The organism is Methylophaga sp. F7 (assembly GCF_056863975.1).
Genome location: NZ_CM166511.1, coordinates 2,920,617 through 2,946,187, shown reverse-complemented (window position 1 = coordinate 2,946,187; position 25,571 = coordinate 2,920,617). Strand labels below are relative to the sequence as shown.

The 25,571-nt window shown below is 46.1% G+C and carries 21 protein-coding genes and 1 pseudogene; 8 read left to right on the top strand and 14 right to left on the bottom strand.

Annotated features, from left to right (window positions below; genetic code table 11):
* Position 1: 1 nt before the first annotated feature.
* The 7 genes from AC08OG_RS14815 to AC08OG_RS14785 all read left to right on the top strand — a co-directional run bounded on the left by AC08OG_RS14815 (position 2) and on the right by AC08OG_RS14785 (position 6,721).
* Entirely contained in the window at positions 2 to 589 is a 588-nt protein-coding gene (locus AC08OG_RS14815) for a type IV pilus inner membrane component PilO (protein ID WP_482929824.1), read from the top strand.
* The gene (locus AC08OG_RS14810) at positions 589 to 1,137 is read left to right on the top strand and encodes a pilus assembly protein PilP (RefSeq protein WP_292402902.1); all 549 of its coding nucleotides are present in this window, start codon (positions 589 to 591) and stop codon (positions 1,135 to 1,137) included. The genes AC08OG_RS14815 and AC08OG_RS14810 overlap by 1 nt, the downstream gene beginning before the upstream one ends.
* Positions 1,138 to 1,165: 28 nt before the next feature.
* Positions 1,166 to 3,301, top strand: a complete 2,136-nt coding sequence (locus AC08OG_RS14805) for a type IV pilus secretin PilQ (protein WP_482929823.1) — start codon at positions 1,166 to 1,168, stop codon at positions 3,299 to 3,301.
* An 84-nt stretch (positions 3,302 to 3,385) separates the two neighbouring features.
* Positions 3,386 to 3,913, top strand: a complete 528-nt coding sequence (gene aroK, locus AC08OG_RS14800; protein WP_482929822.1) for a shikimate kinase AroK — start codon at positions 3,386 to 3,388, stop codon at positions 3,911 to 3,913.
* Between the two features lie 5 nt (positions 3,914 to 3,918).
* Positions 3,919 to 5,004, top strand: coding sequence for a 3-dehydroquinate synthase (gene aroB, locus AC08OG_RS14795; RefSeq protein WP_292402989.1), 1,086 nt, complete (start codon positions 3,919 to 3,921; stop codon positions 5,002 to 5,004).
* Between the two features lie 8 nt (positions 5,005 to 5,012).
* A complete protein-coding gene (locus AC08OG_RS14790) occupies positions 5,013 to 5,261 on the top strand; it encodes a hypothetical protein (RefSeq protein WP_482929821.1) in 249 nt (82 codons plus the stop codon).
* The gene (locus AC08OG_RS14785; protein ID WP_482929820.1) at positions 5,246 to 6,721 is read left to right on the top strand and encodes a hypothetical protein; all 1,476 of its coding nucleotides are present in this window, start codon (positions 5,246 to 5,248) and stop codon (positions 6,719 to 6,721) included. The genes AC08OG_RS14790 and AC08OG_RS14785 overlap by 16 nt, the downstream gene beginning before the upstream one ends.
* Here the strand turns inward: AC08OG_RS14785 and AC08OG_RS14780 are convergent.
* From AC08OG_RS14780 to AC08OG_RS14760, 5 genes are read right to left on the bottom strand one after another with little or no spacing between them, the layout of a single operon-like run.
* Positions 6,696 to 7,877: a pyridoxal phosphate-dependent decarboxylase family protein gene (locus tag AC08OG_RS14780; RefSeq protein WP_482929819.1), complete on the bottom strand. Its 1,182-nt coding sequence runs from the start codon at positions 7,875 to 7,877 to the stop codon at positions 6,696 to 6,698. The genes AC08OG_RS14785 and AC08OG_RS14780 overlap by 26 nt on opposite strands.
* Entirely contained in the window at positions 7,874 to 8,449 is a 576-nt protein-coding gene (locus AC08OG_RS14775) for an amino acid kinase family protein (protein ID WP_482929818.1), read from the bottom strand. The genes AC08OG_RS14780 and AC08OG_RS14775 overlap by 4 nt, the downstream gene beginning before the upstream one ends.
* Positions 8,450 to 9,835 carry an aminodeoxychorismate synthase component I gene (gene pabB, locus AC08OG_RS14770; RefSeq protein WP_292402991.1) on the bottom strand — a complete coding sequence of 462 codons (1,386 nt, stop codon included), beginning with the start codon at positions 9,833 to 9,835 and terminating at the stop codon, positions 8,450 to 8,452.
* Between the two features lie 9 nt (positions 9,836 to 9,844).
* A complete protein-coding gene (locus AC08OG_RS14765; RefSeq protein ID WP_482929817.1) occupies positions 9,845 to 10,888 on the bottom strand; it encodes a hydantoinase/oxoprolinase family protein in 1,044 nt (347 codons plus the stop codon).
* Positions 10,881 to 11,876, bottom strand: a complete 996-nt coding sequence (locus tag AC08OG_RS14760) for an ATP-grasp domain-containing protein (protein ID WP_482929816.1) — start codon at positions 11,874 to 11,876, stop codon at positions 10,881 to 10,883. The genes AC08OG_RS14765 and AC08OG_RS14760 overlap by 8 nt, the downstream gene beginning before the upstream one ends.
* 66 nt (positions 11,877 to 11,942) lie before the next feature.
* On the opposite strand from AC08OG_RS14760, the pseudogene AC08OG_RS14755 reads away from it, so the two are divergent.
* Positions 11,943 to 12,593 (top strand): annotated as a pseudogene (locus AC08OG_RS14755) (HisA/HisF-related TIM barrel protein); the annotation flags it as partial.
* A gap of 41 nt (positions 12,594 to 12,634) precedes the next feature.
* Here the strand turns inward: AC08OG_RS14755 and fae are convergent.
* The 9 genes from fae to AC08OG_RS14710 form a co-directional block, all read right to left on the bottom strand.
* Positions 12,635 to 13,195 (bottom strand): formaldehyde-activating enzyme, encoded by a 561-nt coding sequence (gene fae, locus AC08OG_RS14750; protein WP_269147703.1) that lies wholly within the window; start codon positions 13,193 to 13,195, stop codon positions 12,635 to 12,637.
* Between the two features lie 76 nt (positions 13,196 to 13,271).
* Positions 13,272 to 14,150: a triphosphoribosyl-dephospho-CoA synthase gene (locus AC08OG_RS14745; RefSeq protein WP_292358223.1), complete on the bottom strand. Its 879-nt coding sequence runs from the start codon at positions 14,148 to 14,150 to the stop codon at positions 13,272 to 13,274.
* Positions 14,140 to 15,066 (bottom strand): RimK family alpha-L-glutamate ligase, encoded by a 927-nt coding sequence (locus AC08OG_RS14740; RefSeq protein ID WP_482929815.1) that lies wholly within the window; start codon positions 15,064 to 15,066, stop codon positions 14,140 to 14,142. Before AC08OG_RS14740 ends, AC08OG_RS14745 begins: the two co-directional genes overlap by 11 nt.
* A gap of 9 nt (positions 15,067 to 15,075) precedes the next feature.
* A complete protein-coding gene (gene mch / locus AC08OG_RS14735) occupies positions 15,076 to 16,059 on the bottom strand; it encodes a methenyltetrahydromethanopterin cyclohydrolase (RefSeq protein WP_292358220.1) in 984 nt (327 codons plus the stop codon).
* Between the two features lie 62 nt (positions 16,060 to 16,121).
* Positions 16,122 to 17,363, bottom strand: a complete 1,242-nt coding sequence (locus tag AC08OG_RS14730; protein WP_482929814.1) for a multifunctional CCA addition/repair protein — start codon at positions 17,361 to 17,363, stop codon at positions 16,122 to 16,124.
* Positions 17,364 to 17,372: 9 nt separating this feature from the next.
* Positions 17,373 to 19,316 carry a transglycosylase SLT domain-containing protein gene (locus tag AC08OG_RS14725; protein WP_482929813.1) on the bottom strand — a complete coding sequence of 648 codons (1,944 nt, stop codon included), beginning with the start codon at positions 19,314 to 19,316 and terminating at the stop codon, positions 17,373 to 17,375.
* A 9-nt stretch (positions 19,317 to 19,325) separates the two neighbouring features.
* Positions 19,326 to 19,811 (bottom strand): chemotaxis protein CheW, encoded by a 486-nt coding sequence (locus AC08OG_RS14720; protein WP_292358214.1) that lies wholly within the window; start codon positions 19,809 to 19,811, stop codon positions 19,326 to 19,328.
* Between the two features lie 22 nt (positions 19,812 to 19,833).
* Positions 19,834 to 21,648, bottom strand: a complete 1,815-nt coding sequence (locus AC08OG_RS14715; RefSeq protein ID WP_482929812.1) for a hybrid sensor histidine kinase/response regulator — start codon at positions 21,646 to 21,648, stop codon at positions 19,834 to 19,836.
* Complete coding sequence (locus AC08OG_RS14710) at positions 21,636 to 25,559, bottom strand: Hpt domain-containing protein (protein WP_482929811.1); 3,924 nt, start codon at positions 25,557 to 25,559, stop codon at positions 21,636 to 21,638. Before AC08OG_RS14710 ends, AC08OG_RS14715 begins: the two co-directional genes overlap by 13 nt.
* Between the last annotated feature and the right edge of the window lie 12 nt (positions 25,560 to 25,571).

Here is a 25,571-nt window from a genome sequence, read left to right as displayed (position 1 = left end):
CGTGGATATCCCTTCAGTTAATGATATTGATTTCAATGAAAGTGGCGAATGGCCTCTGATTGGAAAAATCATTGCCGGATTGCTGATTTTTGCAGTGATTTGGGGCGCTGGTTATTACTTTATAATCAAAGATAAGCGCGTCGAATTGGCGCAACTTGAACAAACAGAAACAGAACTGCGCACAAGCTTTGAGATAAAACAAAGCAAAGCCGTTAATCTTGAAGCATATAAAGAACAGATGAAAGAAATGGAATTGTCATTTGCTTCCATGTTGCAGCAGTTACCCCGGAAAAGTGAAGTGGCTGATCTGCTGGTAGATATTTCCAGAACCGGTTTGGTAAATGGGCTTGAATTTGAACTATTCAAACCGGAAGAAGAACGGCCAATTGATTTTTACATTGAATTGCCGATCACCATGCGTGTAACTGGCACGTACCATCAATTTGCTGAATTTATTAGTGGGATAGCGGCCTTACCCCGTATTGTGACACTGCATAATTTCAAAATGGGTCCATTGACCAGCGATGGGAATATGACCATGGATATTACGGCCAAGACCTATCGTTACTTTGACGAGCAGGGTAATTAATGATGAACATATCCATAGTTATCCATTCATTGATTCAGAAGCTTCTTCTGCTTTCCATGGCATTTATGCTCGTGGCCTGTTCACAACCAAAAGACGATCTGCAAGCCTATGTTGCCGAAGTAAAAGCACGTCAAGTAGTTGATATTCCTCCCATTCCAGTGATGAAGCCTTACGAAAAATTCAGTTATGCTGCTGCTGAGTTACGTGATCCATTTGTTCCAACCGTCATTGATGTTCCCGAACCGGAACCGGAGCAAGTGGTTGATAACGGCATTCAACCTAATGAAAACCGGATGAAGGAAATTCTGGAAAATTATTCGCTGGCTGATTTGCAATATGTCGGCACCCTGGAACAAGACAGTTTATGGGCATTAATACGGGCTCCAGACAGTACGATACATCGTGTGCAAATTGGTAACTATATGGGTATGAACCATGGCCAGATTGTTGCGATCAGTGAAACACAACTGACATTAAAAGAGATCGTTCCTGAAGGAAACGGCTATAACGAGCGTGAGACGACAGTACCCGTCGTAGAGATAAATTAAGGGCCAAACAATGATGAGTATATACGGAATGAAAATCACTCGGCGTCAAGCCTTCACCAACATCGACAAGAATTTTATGGAGCGGTGGCGGTCGAGTCTGGGTTTGCTTTCATTATTGTTCGTCAGCAGTCTTGTTTCAGCAAATGAACTGCAATCCTTGGATTATTCAGCGTTATCGGGTAACAAAGGTGTTGTCACATTAACTTTTTCCGAAGCGGTTGAAAAACCAGAAAGCTTTGCTACCGATGAGCCCGCACGGATCGTTCTGGATTTCCATGGTGTAAGCAATAAACTGAATGAAACCACCCAGCAGATAAATAATGGTCAGACCCGAAGTATTGCTACCGTAGAAGCAGGTGACCGTACCCGGATGGTTATTAATTTGCTTCGAAAATTACCTTATGAAATTGAAGTTGAAGGGAAGATCGTCAAAGTTTTCCTTAATGAAAACAATGGGCAGATTGCAAAAGCACCACTTCCAAATACAACTCCGTTAGCTGCTCCAGATATTAATTCGGTGACGGATATCGATTTCAGACGCGGCGAACAAGGCGAAGGCAGATTAATATTGCAGTTAAAAAATGAAAATACTGCTATGGATATTCGTCGTGAAAGTGGAGACTTGATTGTAGATTTGCCTGGGGTTGACTTGCCCGACCAATTGAAACGCAAACTGGATGTAATGGATTTTGCGACCCCGGTGAATTTGATTGAAAGTATGCAAACACGCGATGGGTCCAGGTTGGTGCTTACAACTACTGGCAAGTTTGAACATCTGGCTTACCAATCTGGCGATAAGCTGGTTGTTGAGGTAAAACCAGTTGCAGAACGAACTACAGCTGAGACCACTGAAAATGAATTTGGCTTTGAAGGTGAGAAGCTGTCGCTGAATTTCCAGAATATTGAAGTTCGTGCCGTTTTACAGTTACTGGCTGATTTTAACGGTATGAATCTGGTGACCAGCGACACAGTGACCGGCAACTTAACCCTGCGTTTGAAAAATGTACCTTGGGATCAGGCATTGGATATTATTTTGAAAACCAAGGGTCTGGGTATGCGTCAGAATGGTAATGTCATGCTGATTGCCCCAGCAGCAGAAATTGCCGCTCGCGAAAAACAGGAGCTTGAGGCCAGACGTCAATTGGTCGAGCTGGAACCACTCTATTCCGAGATATTTGAAGTCAACTTTGCAAAAGCCACGGATATGGCTGAGATTTTAACGACAACTCAAGGTCAAACTACAGCCGGGAGCAGTGCTGGGGGATTTCTTTCAGATCGTGGCAGCGTAGTAGTTGACCAACGGACCAACTCTTTACTGCTTCGTGATACTGCTAGAAATCTTGCCGATGTTCGCAAATTAATTGAAAAACTGGATATTCCGGTACGTCAGGTGTTAATTGAATCGCGGATTGTTATTGCCAACAATGACTTTACTAAGGAGCTGGGGGTGCGTTTTGGCACCTCAGCTGAAAGTGGCACCTTGGGAGCAGGCACATCCGGTTCTCTGGAAGGTTTGCAGGTTCCGGCGAATAATCTGGATGCGGTGGTTCCCACAAACCAGGCTGGATTACGTGGTCAGGATTTAAATGTGAACTTACCGGTTGCCAATCCGGCAGGGACTATTGCTTTGGCGTTGGCTAAACTGCCTTTGGGAGCGGTACTGGAGTTGGAGCTTTCTGCGATGCAGGAGGAAGGCAAAGGTGAGATTATTTCAACACCACGTGTCATCACTTCAAACCAAAAACAGGCTACCATTGAGCAAGGTACCGAAATTCCTTATCAGGAAGCTTCATCAAGTGGTGCAACCTCGGTTTCATTCAAAGAGGCACTGTTAAAACTGGATGTGACTCCGCAGATTACGCCGGATGATCGCATTGTGATGGATCTGGAAGTGAATAAAGACGAAGTAGGTGCTATTTTCCTCGGCGTTCCTAGTATTGATACCAGAAGCGTTCGCACGCAGGTATTGGTGGATAATGGCGAAACTGTGGTGTTGGGGGGTATTTATGAACAAACCTCTAGAACAGAATCGACACGTGTACCATTCTTTGGTGATTTGCCTTATGTGGGCTTTCTCTTCAAAACCAATACGAATGAAGATCGCCAGCGTGAGTTACTGGTATTTGTGACACCAAAAATTATTAAGGAAGGTATGGATTATTAATTCCTGCTTTTTCAGTTAATATAAAAAACCGGATCTACTATGATCCGGTTTTTTTTCACGATAAACAGTTGAGTCATTAGCCACGTGATTTCAGGTAATATATTTCTGGTGGGGCCAATGGGGTCTGGAAAGTCTACCATTGGTCGACAGCTTGCCAAAAAGCTGCATCGCAAGTTTTTTGATAGTGATCGTGAGATTGAAAAGCGCACCGGTGTATCCATCTCCTGGATTTTCGAGATGGAAGGTGAAGAGGGCTTCAGAGAGCGCGAGCAAAAAGTGATTGATGAGCTTAGCGCAATGGAGAATATTGTAATGGCCACTGGTGGCGGTGCTGTTCTGGCGGAGGCAAATCGGCGCAATCTGAAACGTGGCAAGGTTGTCTATCTGGCGGCCACAGCCGAACAACTTTACCGCCGCACATCACGTGATACCAGCCGTCCTTTACTGCAGGTAGGGGATCGTCGTCAGCAAATAAAACAACTAATGGCACAGCGGGATCCTTTATATCGGGAAGTGGCTGATGTGGTGTTACAAACGGGTGATCAGTCTGTCACTCGAACCGTGAACGCAGTGATAAAACAACTGCAACAATTAAAAACAAAAGAAACCTGAATATGATGAAAACGCTTCAAGTTGCACTCGGTGATCGCAGTTATCCCATCCATATTGGTGAAAATCTGCTATCGGAAAGTGATTTATTTACCGCCCATATCCGGGGAAAGGAAGTGTTGATTGTTACCAATGAAACGGTGGCACCTCTATACCTGGATACCGTAAAAACAGCGTTAAAAGACTATCGGCTGGAAAGTGTTATTTTGCCAGATGGTGAACAATATAAAACGCTGGACACCATGCAGCTGATTTTTGATCGTTTACTGGAAGCCAGATTGTCTCGTCAGGTAACCATTATTGCGCTGGGTGGTGGTGTTATAGGCGATATGGCAGGATTTGCTGCAGCCTGTTATCAGCGGGGGGTGCCCTTTATCCAGGTTCCCACCACCTTATTATCACAGGTCGACTCTTCAGTCGGCGGCAAAACCGCGGTCAATCATCCGTTAGGCAAAAATATGATTGGTGCGTTTTACCAGCCGCAATGTGTACTGGCAGATACTGCCACGTTAAAAACGTTGGATGATCGTCAGTTTTCTTCGGGACTGGCAGAAGTCATTAAATATGGGTTGATTAATGACGCTGAATTTTTTGACTGGCTTGAACAGAATATGTCGCTGCTGGTTTCGCGTGATCCTGAGGCACTGGCACAAGCGATTGCCCGATCCTGTCAGGATAAGGCAACCATTGTGGCAGATGATGAGCGTGAACAGGGTGTCAGAGCTTTGTTAAACCTTGGTCATACATTCGGTCATGCCATTGAGACTGGTTGTGGCTACGGGAATTGTCTGCATGGTGAGGCGATTGCAATAGGTATGGTGATGGCAGCCGACTTGTCGCAACGTATGGGATGGCTTAGCACGGAAAAAGTTACCCGTATCAGCGACATTATGAAAGCCGCTAATCTGCCTGTTACTGTTCCGGGCAAGTTAAGTTCTGCAGATTTTATGAACCTGATGGCGGTAGATAAAAAGGTTCAGGATGGACTGATTCGTCTGGTGTTGTTAAAAGATATCGGTCAGGCCATTATTTCCGATGACTACGATGGTGACGCTCTGGCTGAAACCCTGGCGAAATTTACTGCTGGAAATTGAGTAATGCAATGACTGCAGCGGCAGCTGAACCAAAATATATTTCAAGATTAGCGCTTCAGTCGAATCCATTCAGTGCTGAGGTGACAGAAGCCGGACTGTATATGGGGCCGGAAATTAAGCAGCGTCTGGACCTGGTTCTGCATCTGCTGCGGGCCAGTGACAAAATTCCTTTGCTGTATGGCAGCAACGGTCTGGGTAAAACCACTACTTTAAAAGCCTTAATGAATCGGGGGGCGATGATTTGCGTTTTTGTCTGATTCAGGCAGAACCCTCATTAACCATTCAGTTTATGGTCAGCAGCTGTTTACAGGTTTTTGGTGCGCCTCAGGAGAGTACGCTGGGCAGTAACAACCTTCAGCTATTACAACAGCGATTACAACAACTGCAGACTTTGCAGATTCGTCCGGTGTTATTGATTGATGATATCAGTAAGCTTGCCGAGCCATTACTCCAGCAATTAAAAACCTGGTTTGACTGGCAACATGAAGGCAACTATCTATGGCGGGCGGTAGTAACTGATGTTACGGCTGATGTCATGGCTTCTCAAAATGAGCGCATTCAACCCTTACTGCTGGGGCCAATTCCACAACAGGAAACCGCTGCTTATTTATTGCAGCGGTTACAGGGTGTTGGTTTCAACGGTGACAGCCCATTTGATAACAAAGCATTAATACGTTTTCATCGACAGTCTTCAGGTGTTCCGGCAGCATTGAATCATCTTGCCCATAAATTTTTACTGGGACAGGGCAAACCGGTGCAGCTGCCTTTCAGCTTCAAGTTTCCTGCTGTTTCTTTGCGCTGGAATAAATGGTTTGGACTGGTTCCGCTGGGTGTTTTATTTGCATTGGTTTTGTTTTACCAGCAGCAGATAAATGACTTGTTTGTTGCTGATAAAAGCACGATTGAAGACGATGTGCTAAATACGGATGCTTTAACCGAAAACTTGCCCATGGTCGTTGTGGATGAGCCAGAAGAACTTACCAGTGTTGCAGAAGCCGATCGCCAGGAATTAGTCGAATTACTCGAAGAGTTGGAGCAGACAGATATAGAAGCTGAACCGACGACTGACTCTGATGTTGAAGCAGCAATCGAAACCATTTCCCCGACCGATGAAGTAGAGCCTGAACCTGAACAGGAAGTCGCTGCAGACGTTTTACTTGATCCTGTAGAAATAATTGAACAACCCTCTCAGACTGCTGATTCAGAGGAATCTATTGCTGACGTTGACACGGTGAATGATGATTCAAGTTCTGAAACAGAAAAAGTGACTTCTGAAACAGCAGATGAACAAGAGGTTGAGCCACCTTCACCGCCTGAACAAATTAACCCTCCAGTCGAATTAATTCCCGAACCCGCTACCACCACGGAGAAAGCTGATACAGCATTTTCTGATCTGGTTGATACGACTCTAAAGGATAAAGAGTGGATTATGCAGCAATCCGCTACTGATTTTACCTTTCAATTAATGGGTACATGGGATAGGGCTGAAGTGGACAGCTTTGTGGAAAAAAATGAACTGACAGGTAATGTTGCAGTTTTTGAAAGTATCCGCAATGGTGAAGTCTGGTATGCCGTGATCTACGGGGTCTATCCTTCAAAACAGGTAGCAATGCGTGATAGTCAACAATGGTCCTCTCCGTTAAATAAAATATCGCCTTGGCTAAGACGCTATGACGGCGTTCAAAAACAGATTATAGATAAGGCGCCAGATCGCTAATCAGTGTGTCACTACGGGTGCCAGGTCCGGCAAAGACTGCCCTATAGACTTTCTTTCCAGCAATTTCCGTAAGTGAAAAAATACCTTTTTTAAGCAAATCGGAAAGGTCTTTTTGTGTTGGTGGATTAAAACAGACAATGCCAGTGGGAGACTCCTCTACCTGCCATCCTGGCTGCTCATTGAGAAAACCTGCAAAATTTCTGGCCTGGTCGAGTTGAAAGTCGATTTGATCCCCAAGGCCTGTTTTTCCAAGTGTTTTGATGGTCAGCCATAAAGGCAGTAACAGTTCTGCTCCATAGGAACCCGGTAATGTGTCACGTGGGTTTTGTGTCAGGTATTGGGTTGGCGAGGCCGTGGCTTTGATTGGTTGCTGATACATCAATAACCCGCAGGGACGGGGCTGCCCCAGACTTTTGTGCGGATCAAAACAGACTGAGTCTGCTTGACCGAGCTGTTTGTCGGTCAGTGGACTGGTGTTGATCAAACTTAAAAAACCACCCCAGGCTGCATCGATATGCAGCCAACACGGACTATACTCAATGAGCGCTTTAATCGCGTTGATATCATCGATCTGTCCGCTACTGGTAGTGCCTGCTGTGGCAACAATGGCCATTGGAGTCAACTCGTTACAGGCAAACGCAAGTGCTGAAATATCCATCTGCTGGGAATCATTGGTGGGTATCAATTGTAATTCCAGACCCAGAATGTCACACGCCTTGAAAATGGAATAGTGAGATTGATCGCTGGCATATACCCGGTTTGAATGGCCACCGAATTTTTTTCGAGCCTGCCATAACGCATCAAGGTTGCCATAGCTGCCACCATGCGTCGCATGCCCGTGTTGTTGACCAAATAAAGGACAGAAAAAATCAAAGATATCTTTTTCAATGATTGCAAGTTCTGGATAAAGCTCTGATGAGAGCAGATTACCTTGATGCAAAGCCGCCACAAGCTTTCCCAGTGCGGCTAATTCATTTACTGCAGGCGTCATATGACCTGCCCAGTTTGCTTGTCTGTGACGCTGTCCTGCAAGGAGTAAGGTATCTATTTGTTGGGAAAGCTGTTGAAGCGTTTTAGCATCGATGTCGAATTGTTGCAGAGACTGATTAATTAACGCTGACAGCGTGGTGGATAGTTGACTTAAAGCAATGCTCATCTGAGCTTAATTCCATGCTCAGGAAAGTTATCCAGGGCTTGATAATGGATCAATTGAGTTGAAATTGGTCTTTGTTGGAACAGTGCAGTAAAACCCTGATCAATAATGCCTTTTTTACTTAACTCGTTGAGATCTCCACTCTCTGCGGAAACACGTTTGATTAGACTCAAGCTGCTTTGTGGAAATTGCTGTGTAAACCACAAAGCCAGACTGTCGGAAGTGATCTGCCAGTTTTGGGTAATTTCTTTGACTTGCAGTAATTGATCATCTGGCAACCAGATAGCCAGTTGGCAATGGCTGGAAACTTCTGCTGGCGTTTTTACAAGGACAGCGGAGGGTAACAAGGCCTGAAGCATCAACCCATATTGTGCCATGGCAAGGATCGCCATATGGTGAGCATGTTGATCATCAAATTTATGCAGTTGCTGCGCCTGACGCACCATATCAGCAAAAGGACCACCGCCCGGAACAATTACCACAGACTCATTAAGCGCCGTTTGTTCCAGCAATGTTAACCAGGATTTGAGTTCAGCAGTGTGATATAGGCTACCACCCAGTTTAACGACATACATTTAACGTAATGACTCCACCAGACCCAGCATTGCCGCGGCTTTATCAGCCACTTCCTGATATTCGGCTTCCAGTTCGGAATCCGCCACAATACCGCCACCAGCCCAGAAACGCAGACGATTATCACTGAATACCAATGTACGAATCGTAATATTGCTGTCCATATTGCCGTCAAAGCCAATAAAAGCAATGCTGCCACAATAGACCCCACGGCGTTGCGGTTCGAGTTCTTCGATGATTTCCATCGAGCGCAGTTTGGGTGCACCGGTAATGGATCCCCCAGGAAAACAGGCTCTTAATAAGCTGACAGCATCCTGATCTTCAGCCAGTGTCCCGGTAATAGTGCTGACCAGGTGATGTACGGTAGCAAAAGACTCGAGCGCAAAAGGAGATGGCACGGATATGGAACCTGGTGCACAGACTTTCCCCAGATCATTGCGTAGCAAATCAACAATCATCACATTTTCAGCGCGATCCTTGAGGCTGTCCTGTAATTGCCGGGCGAGCATGCGGTCGCGCTCTGCATTGTGCAAATCCCGTGGACGTGTGCCTTTAATGGGTTTGGTTTCCACCAGATTGTTTTTGACCCGTAATAATCTCTCTGGTGATGAACTTAATACGGCTGCCTGAGGCGTTGCTAAAAAGGCTGAAAAAGGTGCGGCATTCTGTTTTCGTAACTGCTGATAGGCAATCCAGGGATCCCCTTCAGCATTTACTTCGTAACGTTTGGCCAGATTGACCTGGTAACAGTCCCCATCGGTAATATAGTTTTTTATTTTTTCAAAGGCCGTTTGATAGGCCTGTTGATCCATGTTGCAATGTAATTCACCGGTTACTTTAAAGCTTGCGGAGTCAGGGATTGGCATTTGGTGTAGTCGGCTGAGTAAATCTGACCATTGCTGATGAGTGAATGGGTCAACACCATAACTGACTAACCAGCAGCGCTGTTGCTGATGATCATTAATCACTGCCCAGTCATAAATGCCAACAGCCATTTCCGGTATTTGTTCCGAATCTACCGCCAGACTTGGCAGGCTTTCAATTCTGCGGCCCAGATCATAACTGAAATACCCAATGGCACCCCCACAGAAGGGCAGTTCGGTTGACTGCTGAGCATATTTTTTCAGCACAGTCTGCAACAACAAAAAGGGATCGTCCGCCGAATTCAGGCTATTTGCAGTTCGATAGTCAATAGTTGTTGTTTGACCGGTGGTCTGCAGCGTAATAAAGGGATCTGCCGCGATGATATCGAAGCGGGCATTATCGCCTTCGGTAATGGCACTATCCAGGAAAACCGCCCACGGCAAATCACGAATAGCAGCAAACAGTGTGGCACTGTCTATTTGATAGGGAAGCTCGGCACATAAAGGCGGCAATTGAGAATTCATCACAGTATTTTACGTGAACTGCCTCTGGGCTAGAAGGGCGAGTGCGCTGGCTGGTGCGTATGACGCAGCGGTTGCATGCGAGCCAAGCAGGCTATCAAAATCAACATATGGACGCTGTAAACGCTTAGCAATCTGGCTGACGATAAATCGTCCAGCACCTGCGCCAATCACCGGTGCTTGCATATCAAGATCACTATGAGCGGATAATACCTGTAAGCAGGCATTATGGATCTGCTGGATTTGCTGTTCAGAAAACCATATTGCGACATTCTGCCAGTCTTCTGCTGTAAACAAATTGGCATCGGTTCCCAGCATTCGAGCTAATCTGCGTTGGCAGTTTTCGGTTTGCCAATCATTGCCATCCGCACTGCTATCATTAATCTGTGTAGCACTGATTTTATCCAGCAGCCGCCAGCAATCCCCAGTAGTCGCAAATAATTCAGCCGTGATAGTTTGCCACTCTCCACGAAACGGCAGCTTCTGCCCGATAGCCATCAAGGGGGTACGGATAACACCTGTATACAGTAACTCACCACTTTTTAGCCGGCCTTGATCATCATATGCGGTTAATTGTGGCTGAGATTGATTAAGTGTAATAATGTCGGTGGTTGTGCTTCCACAATCAATTAAAAGTCCTGCTGGATAATTTGTAGCGGCTAACTGGGCACTGGCCAGCCAATTCATCGAAGCTACTTTATCCCAGTGAGTGCGGGCTTGTTCCTGACTTAACCAGCCATTGCTGCTGAATACCGAAACCCGATCAGTTGGAAAATATTCAGCTATACAGGCCAGAATTTCCGATACACCGGAAGCTCGGTCAGCAAAGCAATCTGCCAGTTCGCCGGTCATGGTAACAAGTTGTTGATCCAATTCATTGTTCAGCGTATCAACTGCCAGACGAATAGCCTTGCGCAGCGCTTCTTTGCCCCGCCAAAGTGGGCTGGGCAGTTCAAGCGCCTGTAATAATTCGCCCTGATTATTACAGCGAACTACTTTCAAGTGTGCTCCACCAATATCCCAGCCGGTGAAACAGCCTTTTTCTTGTCTATGCATAATATGCTTCTTGTTGCTGCAAACGTTGTAGATGCTGCCATAACGGCAGGGCAGGGTTACGCTGTTTATTGGCTGCCAGGTTGACATAGGCTGTTGTCAATCGGGGGTTAATATCTACCACCACTGGCCCTTGCTTAGTTAATATAAAATCGATACCAACGTAGCCGGATAATCCTGCAATCGCCTGATCAATCAAAGTGGCAAGCTGCATTGCCTGCTGGTCAGTAAATTGCTGTGTCGCAATAGTGTTTACCTGACACCCATGAAAGACAAATTGTTGTGCCTGTTGTTCGATTAATTGCTGATTAATTGACAGTAACTCGATGTTATTTTGTCCCACATACAAACTAATGCTCAAGGCCGGGCCATCAAGGTAAGGTTGCACAATCAGTTTGTTTCGTACCTCTTTAGGCAGACCTATCAGGTATTGTCGAGTTTGTTGTATCGATTCAAATTTGAGAGTATCAAGACAACCGGCACCGTCCTGAGGTTTGACGACATAAGGCTGGTCGAGCAAGCACTGGTCTAATAAACCATCGGCAGCTGATAAAGTCACTGGTGTAGCAATGCCTTTTTTCAGCAGTTGCTCAGAACATTGAATTTTGTCCGTACAAAAGCTGGTTGCCTCAATTGAGCACCCCAGATAGAGATTGTTCGCAGCGATAACCTGCTGTTGCAGGGACAATAAAATATTATCGGTTTCGGGAGCAATCAGTAAAAAAAACGAAAGGTTTTTTAAACAATACTGCCAATTTTGATCAAATTCCTGGCGACTAGCGCAAGTTTTTATCGTGATACTGGAGGTCTTCATCCAGTCAGACTCACTAAGTCGCTTATCTCTAAGGATAGTGATATGAATCTGACCCAGCCGGAGAAGATCCTGCACAATGGAAGAAAGCATCATTTCGCCTTCATGTGAGAGCGATGGGGGTAACTGCTCGTCACACAATGCGCCACTGGTGATATGCTCGTAGACGACTAAGTTCATTTTTCTAAGGTTACTTAAAGAAGTGTTGATTATACCGGTCATTGATCTGATGGGGGGAAGGTCGTACATGCACAAGGTGGAAGGCGTGATCACTATCAGCCGCTTAAATCGCAATTAACCTCCAGTGTCTATCCAAATGCGGTGATTAAACAGTTACTGACATGGTATGCGTTTACCGATATTTATATTGCGGATCTGGATGCAATCGAAATTGGAAAAATCGATAAAGCGTTTTATTTGCAACTGCACCGGCTATTTCCACAATTAACCATCTGGCTGGATGCGGGCATCCGTACTCTGAATGATTGGCAGTTCTGGTGTGATATACCAAATATTAAGCCGGTATTAGGGAGTGAGACTCTGCAGGATCTTCAATTGTTAACCACGTTGCAACCTAAGGAATTTATATTATCGCTGGATTTTCGGCAGGGACGGTTATTGGGTCAACATGATTTGTTAACGCGTGTAGATTTATGGCCTGAAACTATTATCGTGATGAGTCTGGATACAGTGGGGATGGATAGGGGGCCAGATGAAAAGTTACTGAATAAAATTCAAATGATTAAGCCTGGTGCGCAATTAATTGCGGCGGGTGGTGTGCGTGGGGAAGAAGATTTAATGAATTTGGCAAAAAACCAAATCAAAGGGGCTTTGATTGCCAGTGCTTTGCACAAAGGCAGGCTTGGCGTCGATACAGTACGCCAGATAATGAACTGAAAATGCCGCCCCGAAGGGCGGCATTGACATCAGTCTAAAACTTACTTAGCACCAAATGGGTGTTCAGAAGCTTTGTATTGTGCAACAACGTCAGCCGCTTTAGGCTCACGAGCTACTGCACGTTTGATAGCTTCTTTAGTTGCGCGGTAGTTCCAGTCCTGGATTTTTTCATCACTGTCAGCAGTTGGTGAGATAAATACACCAACGCAAATGAAGCAATCATCAGCTTCACTGAGAGGGATAGTGCCATCTTCAACACACTCAGCAACCGCAACAGAAACTCCACGTTGTGCAGGGCCAAACATTTGCACAGCTTGTTTCATGTTTTTGATGGTTACTTTGTTGAACATAACGGTAGCTGGTTTGACCATCAGGTTAGGTGCAACCACAGCCAACAGGCCGTTAACACCTTGTTTCTGGTCGGTCATAGTGCGGCAGAAAGCATCTTCTGCTGCTGAACCACGTGGGCCCATTAATAAATCAATGTGAGCAACGTTGTCTAAGTCACCATCTTCAATGACTAAGGATTCACCTACAAGTACGCGATCGATAACTGGCATGTTATATTTTCCTGTTCCAAAAAAATTGTCAAAAAGGCTCATTTTTTCCTCAACCTTTTTATGTGAGATTGAGGTTTATACGTAATAAAGGAACGTATCACCTGCTCAGTGCCGCCCGCTATAAGCATCGTGCTACTGAAATTCGGTTTGAATCAAACGCCTGCTCGAACGCAAATAGCAGCAATGCTGCTGCGGTCATATCTGCGGAGGTTCCGGGATTTATGGCGTGACTCTTTAATTCTTGATCCCAGACGGTCAACTCGGCTGTTGATTTGCTTAAGGGTCTATTTTTATTCATTTTTAAAATAAATAACTGTGCCTTCTGTGCCACTGTCTGGGCGATATGCCGGGATTGCTTTCTGATAATTAGCGTATCCGGCACACGTGCTAGTAAGTAAAGATACGCGATTGTGGAGGCCCATTCAACCTTTTCCCCACATTTCAACGCTTCTGTCAATTGTTTATAGCCGATATCCCATACTTGCTGGTAGTTATTTACATATTGCAAGGCGATTGTGTCTCGATTTTGCGCTAATTCCATCGCTTTTCGCAGGGTGACTTTTGGCTGTTGATGTATGTCTTCTTCAGCTTGCTGACCCATTCCGCCCGCATCAGCCAACCGAATCGCTTCATAACACAGACGGGCATCTTCAATGGTTAAAGCCGCTAGGGTTTTTTCAAGCTCTGAAGATAGTTGATCAAAGCTGGAACATCGCTGAATTGCATCACATAACGGGGCAAATAATAATACGATACCAAGGTTGGTATTACAGTCGACGACTTTACGGGTAGCTTTAATGGACTGCAAAATCCGTTCGCCAACCTTTAGATTGGGTTGCGCCATTACCGGCGCAATTGCTGCAGCACTGGAGAGAAAGTCCTGCACAGCCATATTATGTCCGTCACTCCAGACATTTACATTGCCGGGTTTTGGAGCGTTGACTTCCTGCTCACAGGCCCAACGGACACTGTCAGCAATCTGTTGTTCAGCTAGCATGTTCGGGGAGAGATACCTGTCTGGTTTGCTGAATATGAGAAGCAACCATTGTTGCAAGTCGAGCAGCAATATCAATACCTGTTGCCTGATATAAGCCTTTCCAGGCGGGTACGCTATTGACTTCCAATACACTGAATTGGCCTTGCGGATCCTGAATCAGATCGACGCCGGCATAAGGTGCTTCCACCGCAGCCGTCGCTCTGATAGCAAGTTGTGCCATTTCATGGGTCACTGTACTGGCAAAACAGCTGGCACCTTGAGCAAAGTTGGTTATCCAGTGATTCGAGCGACGAGTCATGGCCGCAATGACTTCTCCATTGACCACCATCAAGCGCCAGTCCTGCCAGCAACCGATTTGAGCCGGTGCCACATAATGCTGAAGATAATAAGCCTCACCAACTACTGAGAGATTATCCAGTTGTGCTAACGCATCAAGCCGTTGAATACCTTTACCCTGACAACCAAATAACGGTTTAACGACCAGGCTGAACCCTTTGGCGAATTCTTCGCGGGCAATTTGCAATGCCTGTTCGCGGCTTTCGCAAGCCCAGGTATGTGGAGAAGGGATATTCGCCAGATGGAGTCTTAATGACGTACGCGCTTTATCGACGGTGAGTTCAATAGCATGGGCGGGATTCAAAACTGGCACACCTAATTCGGCAAGGGTATGCAATACGTCCATGCGTAAGGTGATTTGTTCGAGGCTTCCGGGAGCGATCCCTCTGACCAGCACGGCATCAGGCAATGTTGTTTCAAACTGAGGAATCACCATGCCTGTTGGACTGCGGGTATCGATCCGGCATTCCGCCAGATCGATAAGCACCGTTTCAATATTTAAGTCAGCCAGTGCTTCAGTCAGCTGAGCACTATGCCACCCGTGAGTATCATTAAAAACAGCAACGCGGGCGCTAGGCATAGTCAATCATTAAAGTCCGAAAGATTGCTTCAATAAGTCAGCATTCAATTCACCAGCAGTGAAGCTTTTCCCGGTTTGGGTGCTGGTGATAATGACTTTTGCCGGACTGAAAAGCATCGGATCAATTTTGAAAAAGTCATATTCGTACGATTTGAAAATCTGACCGAACGGACGGCCGTAATCAGACGATGTATTGCTGGGCATTTTCTTGGCAAGATCTTGTGCTTCATCATTGGTGCTGTCCACAAAAAGATGCACGGTACCGCCATACAGAATAGCGTCGTTGGTACGGCCCATGCCGGTCATAAAATCACCACCGGGTGGTGCGACAGGCGTGGTTCCAAAACCATCCACAATTTTATCCATCGGGAAGTGCAGGGTATGAGCTTTATGCATGGCCACTTCCAGTACACGAATGGCAATTTGCATTACCCCTGCCAGACTGGTGGTTGGGGTCAGAATTAACGTTAGATTTTCAGGTTTGATACCACAGTTATCAGCAACTTTATCGGCGATTTCGACGGGTGGCATGCTATCTACTTCCAGCACGATAACCGTTGAATCTGCTTTATCCTGATAGCCAAATTCCTTGAATAACTCTTCACGGGCAGCAAGTGCACGACCTGGCCCGGAGCCCAGGGCGAAAAATTTCACATCCTCACTTTTATGAGAAAGACTCCAACCCGCATATTGACTGCCAAGACAACTTAATACCGGCGTTTTTGCATGAACATTCACTGACCATGGCCAATCGCTAAAACCGCTGGTACTGCCGAGAGTTGCGGTACCCAGTCCACCCATGCAGATTTCACCAATCAGTCGACCCGCTTCCAGACCACCGGTGGCATTGATACCTGCATCAACGACGCGTGTACCATTGGATAAATGACTGATTTCCAATTGCAGGGCTTGAGCATTGTCGATTAATTTATCAACCAGTGGCTTACTGGCGGCGTTAACACTGGTCCAGTTGGCGGAGATTTGACTGCTCATGAAAAGATCCTGTCTGATAAAAAATGAAAATAGTATACGTTATGCATTGGGCGCTGTAATGATCAGCTAACTTTTCCATCGGTGTTTTTACAAAATGGTTTAAGTACCTGTTCGATTATTCTGCATCGCTGTTCTGCCATGGCCGAGGCAATAGCTGGACCCTGCAATCCCTCATTAACAAAAGGTGCTGCGCTTACCTCTGATGCAGCTTCAAAACAGGCCTGAAAAGCGACTTTTTCGGGAAAATCAGTGTTTTCGTAACCAGGACGTCCTCGAAAGTCGGCCTCACAAGCCAAGAGATATTGTGAAAATCGTTGCGGTTTGCGAAACGCATCAAGCCCTTCTATTACGTTTAATACTTCACGCGCTGATAATTCAAAAAGTAAATGGCAATGTGTGTGAAATTCAGCGACTTTTAGTGCCAGACTGCTGATCTCACGTGGTACGCGTAAACGTTCACATAACGTATGGGTTAATGCGATACTGCGTTGTTCGTGCCCTTTATGACTTGGCAAAATGTCTGCAGGGGTCGTTCCTTTGCCCAGATCATGACATAACACGGCAAAACGCACGGCCAGATCATCAGTTAGTCTGGCGGCTTGATCCAGCACCAGCATCACATGCACACCGGTATCCACTTCGGGATGCCATTGAGAAATCTGTGGAACACCAAACAGCCGATCAATTTCTGGAAACAGTGTTTTTAATGCGCCGACTTCTTTTAAGCTGAAAAAAAATAAAGAGGGTTGGCTGCTTAATAGCGCTTTTTCCAACTCCTGCCATACGCGCTCAGCGACCAGATGTTCCAGTTCACCATTGGCTATCATCTGATGAATTAATTGTTTGGTCTCATCGGCTGCATGAAAACCGAAGCGGGCAGCAAACCTTGCCATGCGTAATACCCTGACCGGATCTTCAACAAAGGCATTTGATACATGGCGTAAAGTCTTGTTATGCAGATCGGTTTGTCCATCAAATGGATCGATGACATTGCCATCGTCATCTTCAGCCATTGCGTTGATAGTCAGATCCCGACGTGCCAGATCTTCTTCTAAAGTAACCTCTGGTGAAGCGTGAATTTCGAAACCATGATAGCCCGGCGCCGTTTTCCGTTCCGTACGGGCAAGCGCGTATTCTTCGTGGGTTTGGGGATGCAGAAAGACGGGGAAGTCTTTGCCCACAGGGCGAAATCCCTGAGCCAGCATTTCCTCTACAGTGCTGCCCACAACAACCCAGTCTTTATCTTTTACCGGCCGTCCCAGTAAGCGATCCCGAACACAGCCACCTACTTTATATATTCGCATGACGCTATATTAAGGGTTTTTGGGGCGTACTGCTGGCATGCGTTCCGACATTCGCTTGATAGCCTGTTTTCTTTGAAAGTCATAGGTAGCAGCATAACTGAACACCGAGCGAACATAGCGACGGGTTTCGGTAAATGGAATGTTCTCTACCCAGATATCGGCAGGCATGGTTTGTTCCGGTAGCCAGCGTGAAACACGATGAGGTCCGGCATTATAAGCTGCGGTGGCCAGTATTGGATTGTTTTGAAATTGATCCTGCATCCGGCGGATATAAAAGCTTCCTATCTCGATATTACGCGGCGGATGATAAAGCTCAGAATCCTGCTTTAAAGGCTTATTCAGCCAGCGTCCAACCTGTTTACCAGTAGCGGGCATGACCTGCATCAACCCCATTGCGCCAGCATGTGAGCGCGCTCTGGAATTAAAAGCACTTTCCTGCCGGGCAATGGCAAGTAACCACGAAGCATCTACTCCTACATCAGCACTGGCCTGCCGCATTTCAGTGTCGTAAAGCACCGGAAAACGTAAATCCAATGCATCCCAGTAGCGTGCAGTGCCTAACAAGGCAATGGTTTGATTGTGCCAGCCCCACTTATGGGTTTCCGTGGCAACAATCTGCAGTTCCCGTGGAGTCAATGTTTGTTGCAGAAAATAGGCTTCACGTCGGGCATCAAGTAACTCATCCTGCAGATAGAACTCACGCATGCGTTGTACGCTGTCCATGGAGAGAATCGACTCGCTGTATTGGGGCTCAGCGATAATAGGATGATGATTCATTGCATAGTCAGCATCAACTTTATCTGCTGCCAGAAAGGCATAAAAATCACGCTCATCCACCAATGTGCGCCATATTGCTTCGGCTTCAGTACGTTGGCCCTGTTCTGCCAGACTTCTGGCAAGCCAATATTGCCAGCGTGTTTCCTGACGTGTTTGTTCATCCAGGCTGGCGATAGCTTTTTGTACTTCAGGCCAGTTTTGTTGCCATAAGGCTGCACGGACACGCCATGGATGATTTGGGGTGTCACCATAATAATAAAGTGCTTTATCGTCACGATCCAACGCGGCCCAAAGTCCAATGCTGCCCTGAACATCATGGCGTTCATCAGTAGAAAACTGATAACTGTTTTCCAGACGTGTCCAGTGATAGTGGGCTTTAGCGGGATCATTTCTGGCTAAACGTTTCAGGCCATAAACAATAATTTCTCTGGCCATAGCAACATCCTGTGCCAGAGAGACTCCCTGAGCAGGTGCCTGGGCCGGTAACTGAGACAGCAAGCTGACAGGGTTTGTATGAATATCTTCCCAGCGTTTTGTCCAGGCCTGGGCGGTTGCACTCTGTTTTACCGTTTTGGCAAGATAGTTAGCCAGAGCAAATTGCTGGTTGCGTAATGCCAGTAGCAGCCGTTGCCAGCGTAATTCATCCGTTAACCAACCACGCTGTTCTGCATGATGAAAAACGGCATCACATGCCTTGTCCTGCGAGGCGGCAACCAACCAGAGTTTTTCGAATGCTTCAGCAGCGGCCTGTTGTTGATTGGTAGCGATTAATGCCCGGGCATAATGACATTCACGTGCTGCTGACTGAGGCGCTTGATAAAACTCCAGATACTGATGCCATTGTTGACTGTCTGCCAGTTTGTCCAGCCAGGCGCCGCGCAGGCGCGCCTTGAAAAAGCTGTCTTCACGAGTTTGCAGAAAGCGTTTGATGTTTGCTGCTTCGGTATCGTTTATCCGATGTTGCAGATATAAATAGTCCAGATATTCCTGCAACGGATAACCTTCCAGTTGATCCTGGAGTTGACGAAACTGAGTCAGCTGATGTGTTTGCAGCGCTTTTTTGGCTTGCTGATAAAGCTTGCGCTGTTGATTGATGTCAGATGCTGCAGTCACTGCCTGAATAGGCAAAAAAACGGCAAGCATCAGCAATATTGCAATGCGAATTTGATTTTTCATGCCGGTATCTTAAAGCAAATTGTCAGAGATTGTATTACCCGACAAGCTGTTTTGCAGATGAGTTTCAATATTGTCTAGTTTTGGAATAAAAGCGACATTGGATCCGATCTTAATCTGGCAGTGAAGCCAGTCCGAATCGACAATATCATGCGTGGGTTGCAGAGCAGTTTCATTAATGGTGATAAGTTGAGGCGCGCCACAGCAGGCAACTGCATAATGTTTGATTTTAGCGTCGCTGTTGATGCCGTTGATCACGCATAGTTTATTGATTTGGCGGTTGTTTTGTTGGCCACTTCCAATCAGCGTTTCCAAATCAATCACTTCTAATGGCAGATCACGCCAGAAAAACTGTCCGATACACCAGGATGAGTTGATATCACTATCAGTCAGACGCGGCAGCGGAATAACTTCGGCAATCGTTGGGTTCGGTAACAATAAATAATGCTGCCGTAATGGAATCAACATGCAATGAATAAAATCTTTTTCTTTCTGCATAATTGCCTTTTGTGAGTTTTTCTCAACGCTTTTCGTTAGGATATTTATAGGCGAGTTGCTGTTTCATCGAAATAATCAACTCATCATCCTGATAGGGCTTACCAAGGTAGGCATTCACTCCAATGCTCATCGCGCGTTGACGGTGTTTATCCCCGGTACGAGAAGTGATCATAATGATTGGCAAGTGTTTGAATTGCGAATCGTTACGAATAATCGAGGCGAATTCAAAGCCATCCATTCGAGGCATTTCCACATCGAGCAACACGATATCGGGTGTTTGTTCGTATAATCGGGCCAGTGCATCAACACCGTCTTTCGCTGTCACCACGTCAAAGCCAAGACGGGTTAACAGGCCTTCCGTTGCTTTACGCATGGTAATTGAATCATCCACAATCATTGCCAGTGGATTACGATTTTCTTCGATTTGCTTAAAGCTCTCACTGGCCTGCTGCAGGTTAGTTGTACCTGAGGGGGCCTGGTAATCCTCGATTAGTGTTGGAATGTCCAGGATAAAAATAACCCGACCGTCCCCCAGGATAGTTGCGCCGTTGATCGCACTGATTTGTCCGAGCTGCTGTCCGACTGATTTGATAACGATTTCCCGATTGCTATCAATACTGTCAATGGCCAGGGCAATTTTGATATCACCGCTACGGAATAACAGTAACGGCATTTGGTGCGACAGATTTTCCAGCAGGTTTAAAGGCTGACCAAGCAGGTTTCCGAGTGGAATAAAGTCATAATGTTCGCCATGGAAAGTATAGGTAGGCTTCTGCTGAGCCATCAATTCGCCAATACGCTGTATGCTGATACGCTCACCGGCGTTGACAGCTGATAGTGGCACAGCAAACTGCTGTTGATTAACCGAAATCAACAATGCCTGCATAACCGACAAAGTTAATGGCAGCCGCAGGTGAAACTGAGTGCCTTTACCAGGTTGTGAACTGATTGATAAACGACCTTTCAGTGCCCGAATTTCGTTACTGACAACATCCATACCGACGCCACGACCGGCTAATTGAGAGATAGTGTCGGCAGTACTGAACCCCGATGTCAGAATCAACTGGATCAGTGTCTGTTCATTAGGAATGTTATTTGGATCAATCAGGTTCTGTGCGATAGCGCGCTGTTTGATTTTTTCAATATTCAGCCCCTGACCATCATCAGCTATGGTGATGACGACCTCCGAGCCTTCACGTTGCATGTCGATCTGTAACCGACCCGATTGCTGTTTTCCTTGTTGTGAACGTTCGTCGGCAGTTTCCAGCCCATGAGCGATAGCATTGCGAAGAATATGTTCTATCGGTGCCACCAGCCGATCCAGGATAGTACGGTCCAGTTCCAAATCTGCGCCACTGACCAGTAATTGGGACTGTTTATTTAATTCACTATTGGTTTGACGGACTATCCGTTCCAGACGCGGCACTATCGAATTAAATGGCAGCAGACGGGTATGCATCAAACCCTGCTGTAAATCAGTATTCAGCCGGGATTGTTGCAGTAGCAAAATATCGGTTTCACGCATCAGGTTACCCATTGAACGACTGATATTATTCAAGTCGTTAACGGTTTCGGTCAGGCTGCGTGATAACTGCTGGATAGTCGAAAACCGATCCAGTTCCAATGGATCAAATTCAGTGTTGGTATCCTGAACCGTGTCTTCATAGCGATACAGGATCTGGGTTTCGGTTTCTATTTCCAGTTTGCGTAATTGCTCTTGTAAGCGGGAAACGGTTTCTTCCATTTCCTCAAGCTGCTGATGCATGACACCATGCTGCTGGGTTACCTGATCGCGGGTGATGCTGACTTCACCGGCAAAATTGCTCAAATAATCCAACAGGTCAGCTCGTACCCTGATTTTTTCCGAGCTTTGTGAGCTGCTGGATTTAGCGGTATCAGCTGGAGCCTTATTAAAGCTGCTGGTTTCGGGGGAAGTTGCTCAACAGTCGAAGCTGATTGCGGCAACGTATCCCTATTATCAATATCTGCCGGTACATATCCCGAATACTGTTGAATTTCCTGCAGTAAATCATTGGCTGCGGGAATGTCAGACCGGCTCGCCAGCTGTTCCTGCATTTCGGTCAGCCGATCCTGGCAGCGTTGCAGCAAACTGAAAAAACCATCGTCCGGCGTTTCCTGCTGGTCGGTAACGGACAGCACCAATGTTTCAATCTGATGAGTTAAATCCGCCATAGCCATGGTTGCAGTCAGTCTTGCACCACCTTTTAGGGTGTGCAAATCACGTTGCAACTGCATAGGGCCTGCTGGATTTTCCGGCTCAGATTGCCATTGTTTAATAGCACGATCGGTTGATACTAATAATTCAGCAGCCTCTTCGGTAAACGCTTCCAGAATTTCCGGATCGACCTCAACCGTGGAAACACTGTCAAAAGCTGTCAAAGTGGCACGAATCTGTTCACGGAAGAGGGTGAAATCGGCTGGTGTCTTATGCTGTATCAGCGCCTCAATCTGATCATTAACAATTTCCAACGCTTCATCAAGCAGGGCTTTTAAATTCTCGCTTCGGCTTTGAGGATGCGAGATAAGGCGTTGCATTAACTGATAAAGGGCTGCCAGTTGAGGCAGTACGCTATTTTCGGCATTTTCTGCGAGCGTATTTAATGTCTGTTGTAACGCTAGGGGAGGCTCGCTATCCGTTTGCTGCCATGCAGCAAGTTGCTGGCTGTACTCATTAAGGAGGGCATCAGTCTCTTCAAGGAAGCTGACCAACTGTTCCGGGTCCAGTCGCGCAGTGTGACTTTGTTCTGACTTTTGCGGACAAAGTTCAAAAATTCGCCGATCCAGCAAGCGAATATCCGGCTCATCTTCCCCTGTTTTTACAGCCTGCAACAACTGACTCAATTCCATGACGATGTCATTCAATTCGCTGATTGATTCTTCAGTGAACGTTTGTTGCTGGTGGTAAAGATTACGGAAAGTCTGGTCGAGCTGGGTGGCAATGATGGCGACGGGTTTGACACCGGCAATATTGGCACAGCCTTTGAGAGAATGCGCTGCACTGAGCATGGATTTATTAATGACTTTGCCGACTTGTAAAACAGCTGTTTCAGCAAATAGGTTTTGCAGGTGCTGTTCTGCTTCCTGATAGAAAATGTCTCGTAAAGCTTTGTCTTCGTCCTCTTCATCTGCACTATCCAACACACTTTCCTGTTCAGTGAGTTGTTTGGCCAGTATGGTTAATGCTGCTGCAGATTCAGTGAAATCAGATTGTGCCTGGGTGAATAAATGTAAACACTCGTTAACTTCCGGAACGGCTTCCATGACTAACGCCATGATTTCATCCGAAACAGGTAAAGCATCTTCTAAAATCTGATTTAATAAATGTTCTACTGCTTGTGCCATATCGGCAATGGTAGTTGCACCAGCCATCCGCCCGCTGCCTTTTAGGGTATGAAAATGACGGCGGATGGTTGGCAGATCGCCATTTTCCGGAGTTTCACTCCAAATAGGCAGTAGTTGCTGCAAATCGTCTAAAACTTCATTGGCCTCTTCAACAAAAACTTCAGCGATTTCAGGATTAATATGCTCTTCAAATTGCCAATTCCCGGAGATATAGTTATTGCTACTTTCGGAGGAGTCGGCAGCTTCAGCAGAAAAAGATGTTGGTTCTTCAAAAGCAATTGATTTGGCGGCCTCGGATTCTTCCTGATCAAAGTGGATGTCCGTTAACTGATAATCCTCTAACTCCAATGGTTCATCTGCAGGGACATCCTCGCTGAGGTCTACAACAGACGGCTTGAAATCTTCGAACTGCAAAGTTTCAGTATCAGTTTCCCTGTCGTCAAGCGCTTTGATATATAAATCGACAGAACTCAATTTCAGAGGTTCAGCTTTTTCAGCGGGGGCTTCACTGGAATTTTCAGCAGAAAAATTAATCTCAGGCAGCTCTAACGCTTCAACTTGTTCTTCTGAGTAGCTGATGTCTTGCGCTGCAAAAGATTCCTGATCCGGTGGAGCGATGCTGAGCTGAGAGGCGTCAATATCTGCTGTGTTATCTTCGAGCGCTTTGATATACAAATCAACCGAGCTTAACTTCTCATTTTCAGCACTAGCATCATCCTCACTGGACTTATCGGCAGAAAAATTAATCTCGGATAGCTGCAATTCATCAGTTTGTTCAATGCTTTGCCCAAAATTTTGCAACGTCCTAAGAGCTGTTTGCAGAATATTTTCATCGGCCTGACCGGTTCGGTGCAGATTTTCCAGATAGATTTCTGCCGACGCTAATATTTCGGCCATATCCTGTTGAGCTTTGGGAGTATTAATCGATAAAGCATCATCATTGAACTTAGTTGCCAATGATGAAAACAGCTGTGATGCTTTACCGATATCCAGGACATCGAGACTGCCGGCCAGCATGTTTAGGCTATTTGCCAGGTTTTGCTGAGTTGTTTCATCATTGTCCGCCTGATGATTTGATTGAAGAATCAATAGTTCTTTAACACTGGCCAACTCATTAAGGCACTCGGTTAATACGGTTTTTTGTAACTGACGATGAATCGCGTCTGTGGCATCGGTTTTTCTGAGTAAGGCTTCGATTTGCAATAAGTCATCAGCCAGACTGGTCAGTTGATCGTGATAGGACTTATCAGTCGCCAGGCATTTCTGCAGTGCTGTATGTTGTTTATGTAAAAAATCACTTTGCGTCTGATGTTGTAAAAGTGTCAGCGTATCCGCCATGCTCAGTAGTTGCAGACTAATATCGTTTACAGCCTCATCGGCCTGGTCTTCGGCCGTATCAAACTGACTGATACGCTCTTTCAGTTCTTCAAGTTGCTCGAGCAGAGCATTTTGCGCTTCCTGTAATGCTGCGTCACTGTGACCAATTAATTGTGAAGCCTGATCGTAGAAGGTCAGCCCAAAATGCGCTTTTACTCCGGTAACTAAAGGGCCATAGCTGCTTGAGCGGGCAACCAGTAACAGTAACTGTTTCAGCAGGGTTTCAGGATAACCGGCCAGTAATGAATTCTCATCACCTTCACAGACCAGTCGAATTGGCGAAGCCATTTTGCCAATAAGTTGTTTGGCGCTGGAATCATCGCGGATGCCTCGGTGTGCAAGACCTTCGAGCAGAGCCTCAGCGACCCACCAGAACAGCGCGGTTTTTTCCTGCAAACATTGCAGCCGTAAATGTCGCAGAATGCCCCGCATCTTACGCAGACTTTTATCGTCCTGTTCGCGCATCCAGGTCAACAGCAAGTGTTGAAATACGTGCGCTATTTTATGTCTTTCCAGCTCTAGTGGGGGAGCGGTGTGAGCCGGGTTAGGGGCAATACTGTCCGGAAGGCTGATGGATAAATCCGGGGCAAACACATCGGTTTCAGCAATAGCGGGTTTATCTCTCAATAGTCTTAATTCATTTATTGAGTCCAGCAGACACAAAGCATTGTCTGGAAACTTCTCATTCACTTTCTGTAAATACGTCGGCAACAGAATCAAGCCACGGGTTAACGTTTCCAATGCTGAATTTTGTTTATCATCCGGGAATGAACGCATATAACCCGCAATGGACTGCATTTCAGCCGCAAGCATCTGTGCGCCGTCCAGATTGAGCATTTCCAGCGTACCGTTCACCTGATAAAGATGCTCTACACAACGGCTCAGCGATTCTGACTGTTGCGGATCATCAATATAGGTCTGAACCGATTGTAATGACGCAGCGAGAGACTTCTGCAATTCATCCTGCAGCCATGTCAGAGCATTGTAGTTGCCTCTGGATTGGGTCATAGTCGCTTCTCC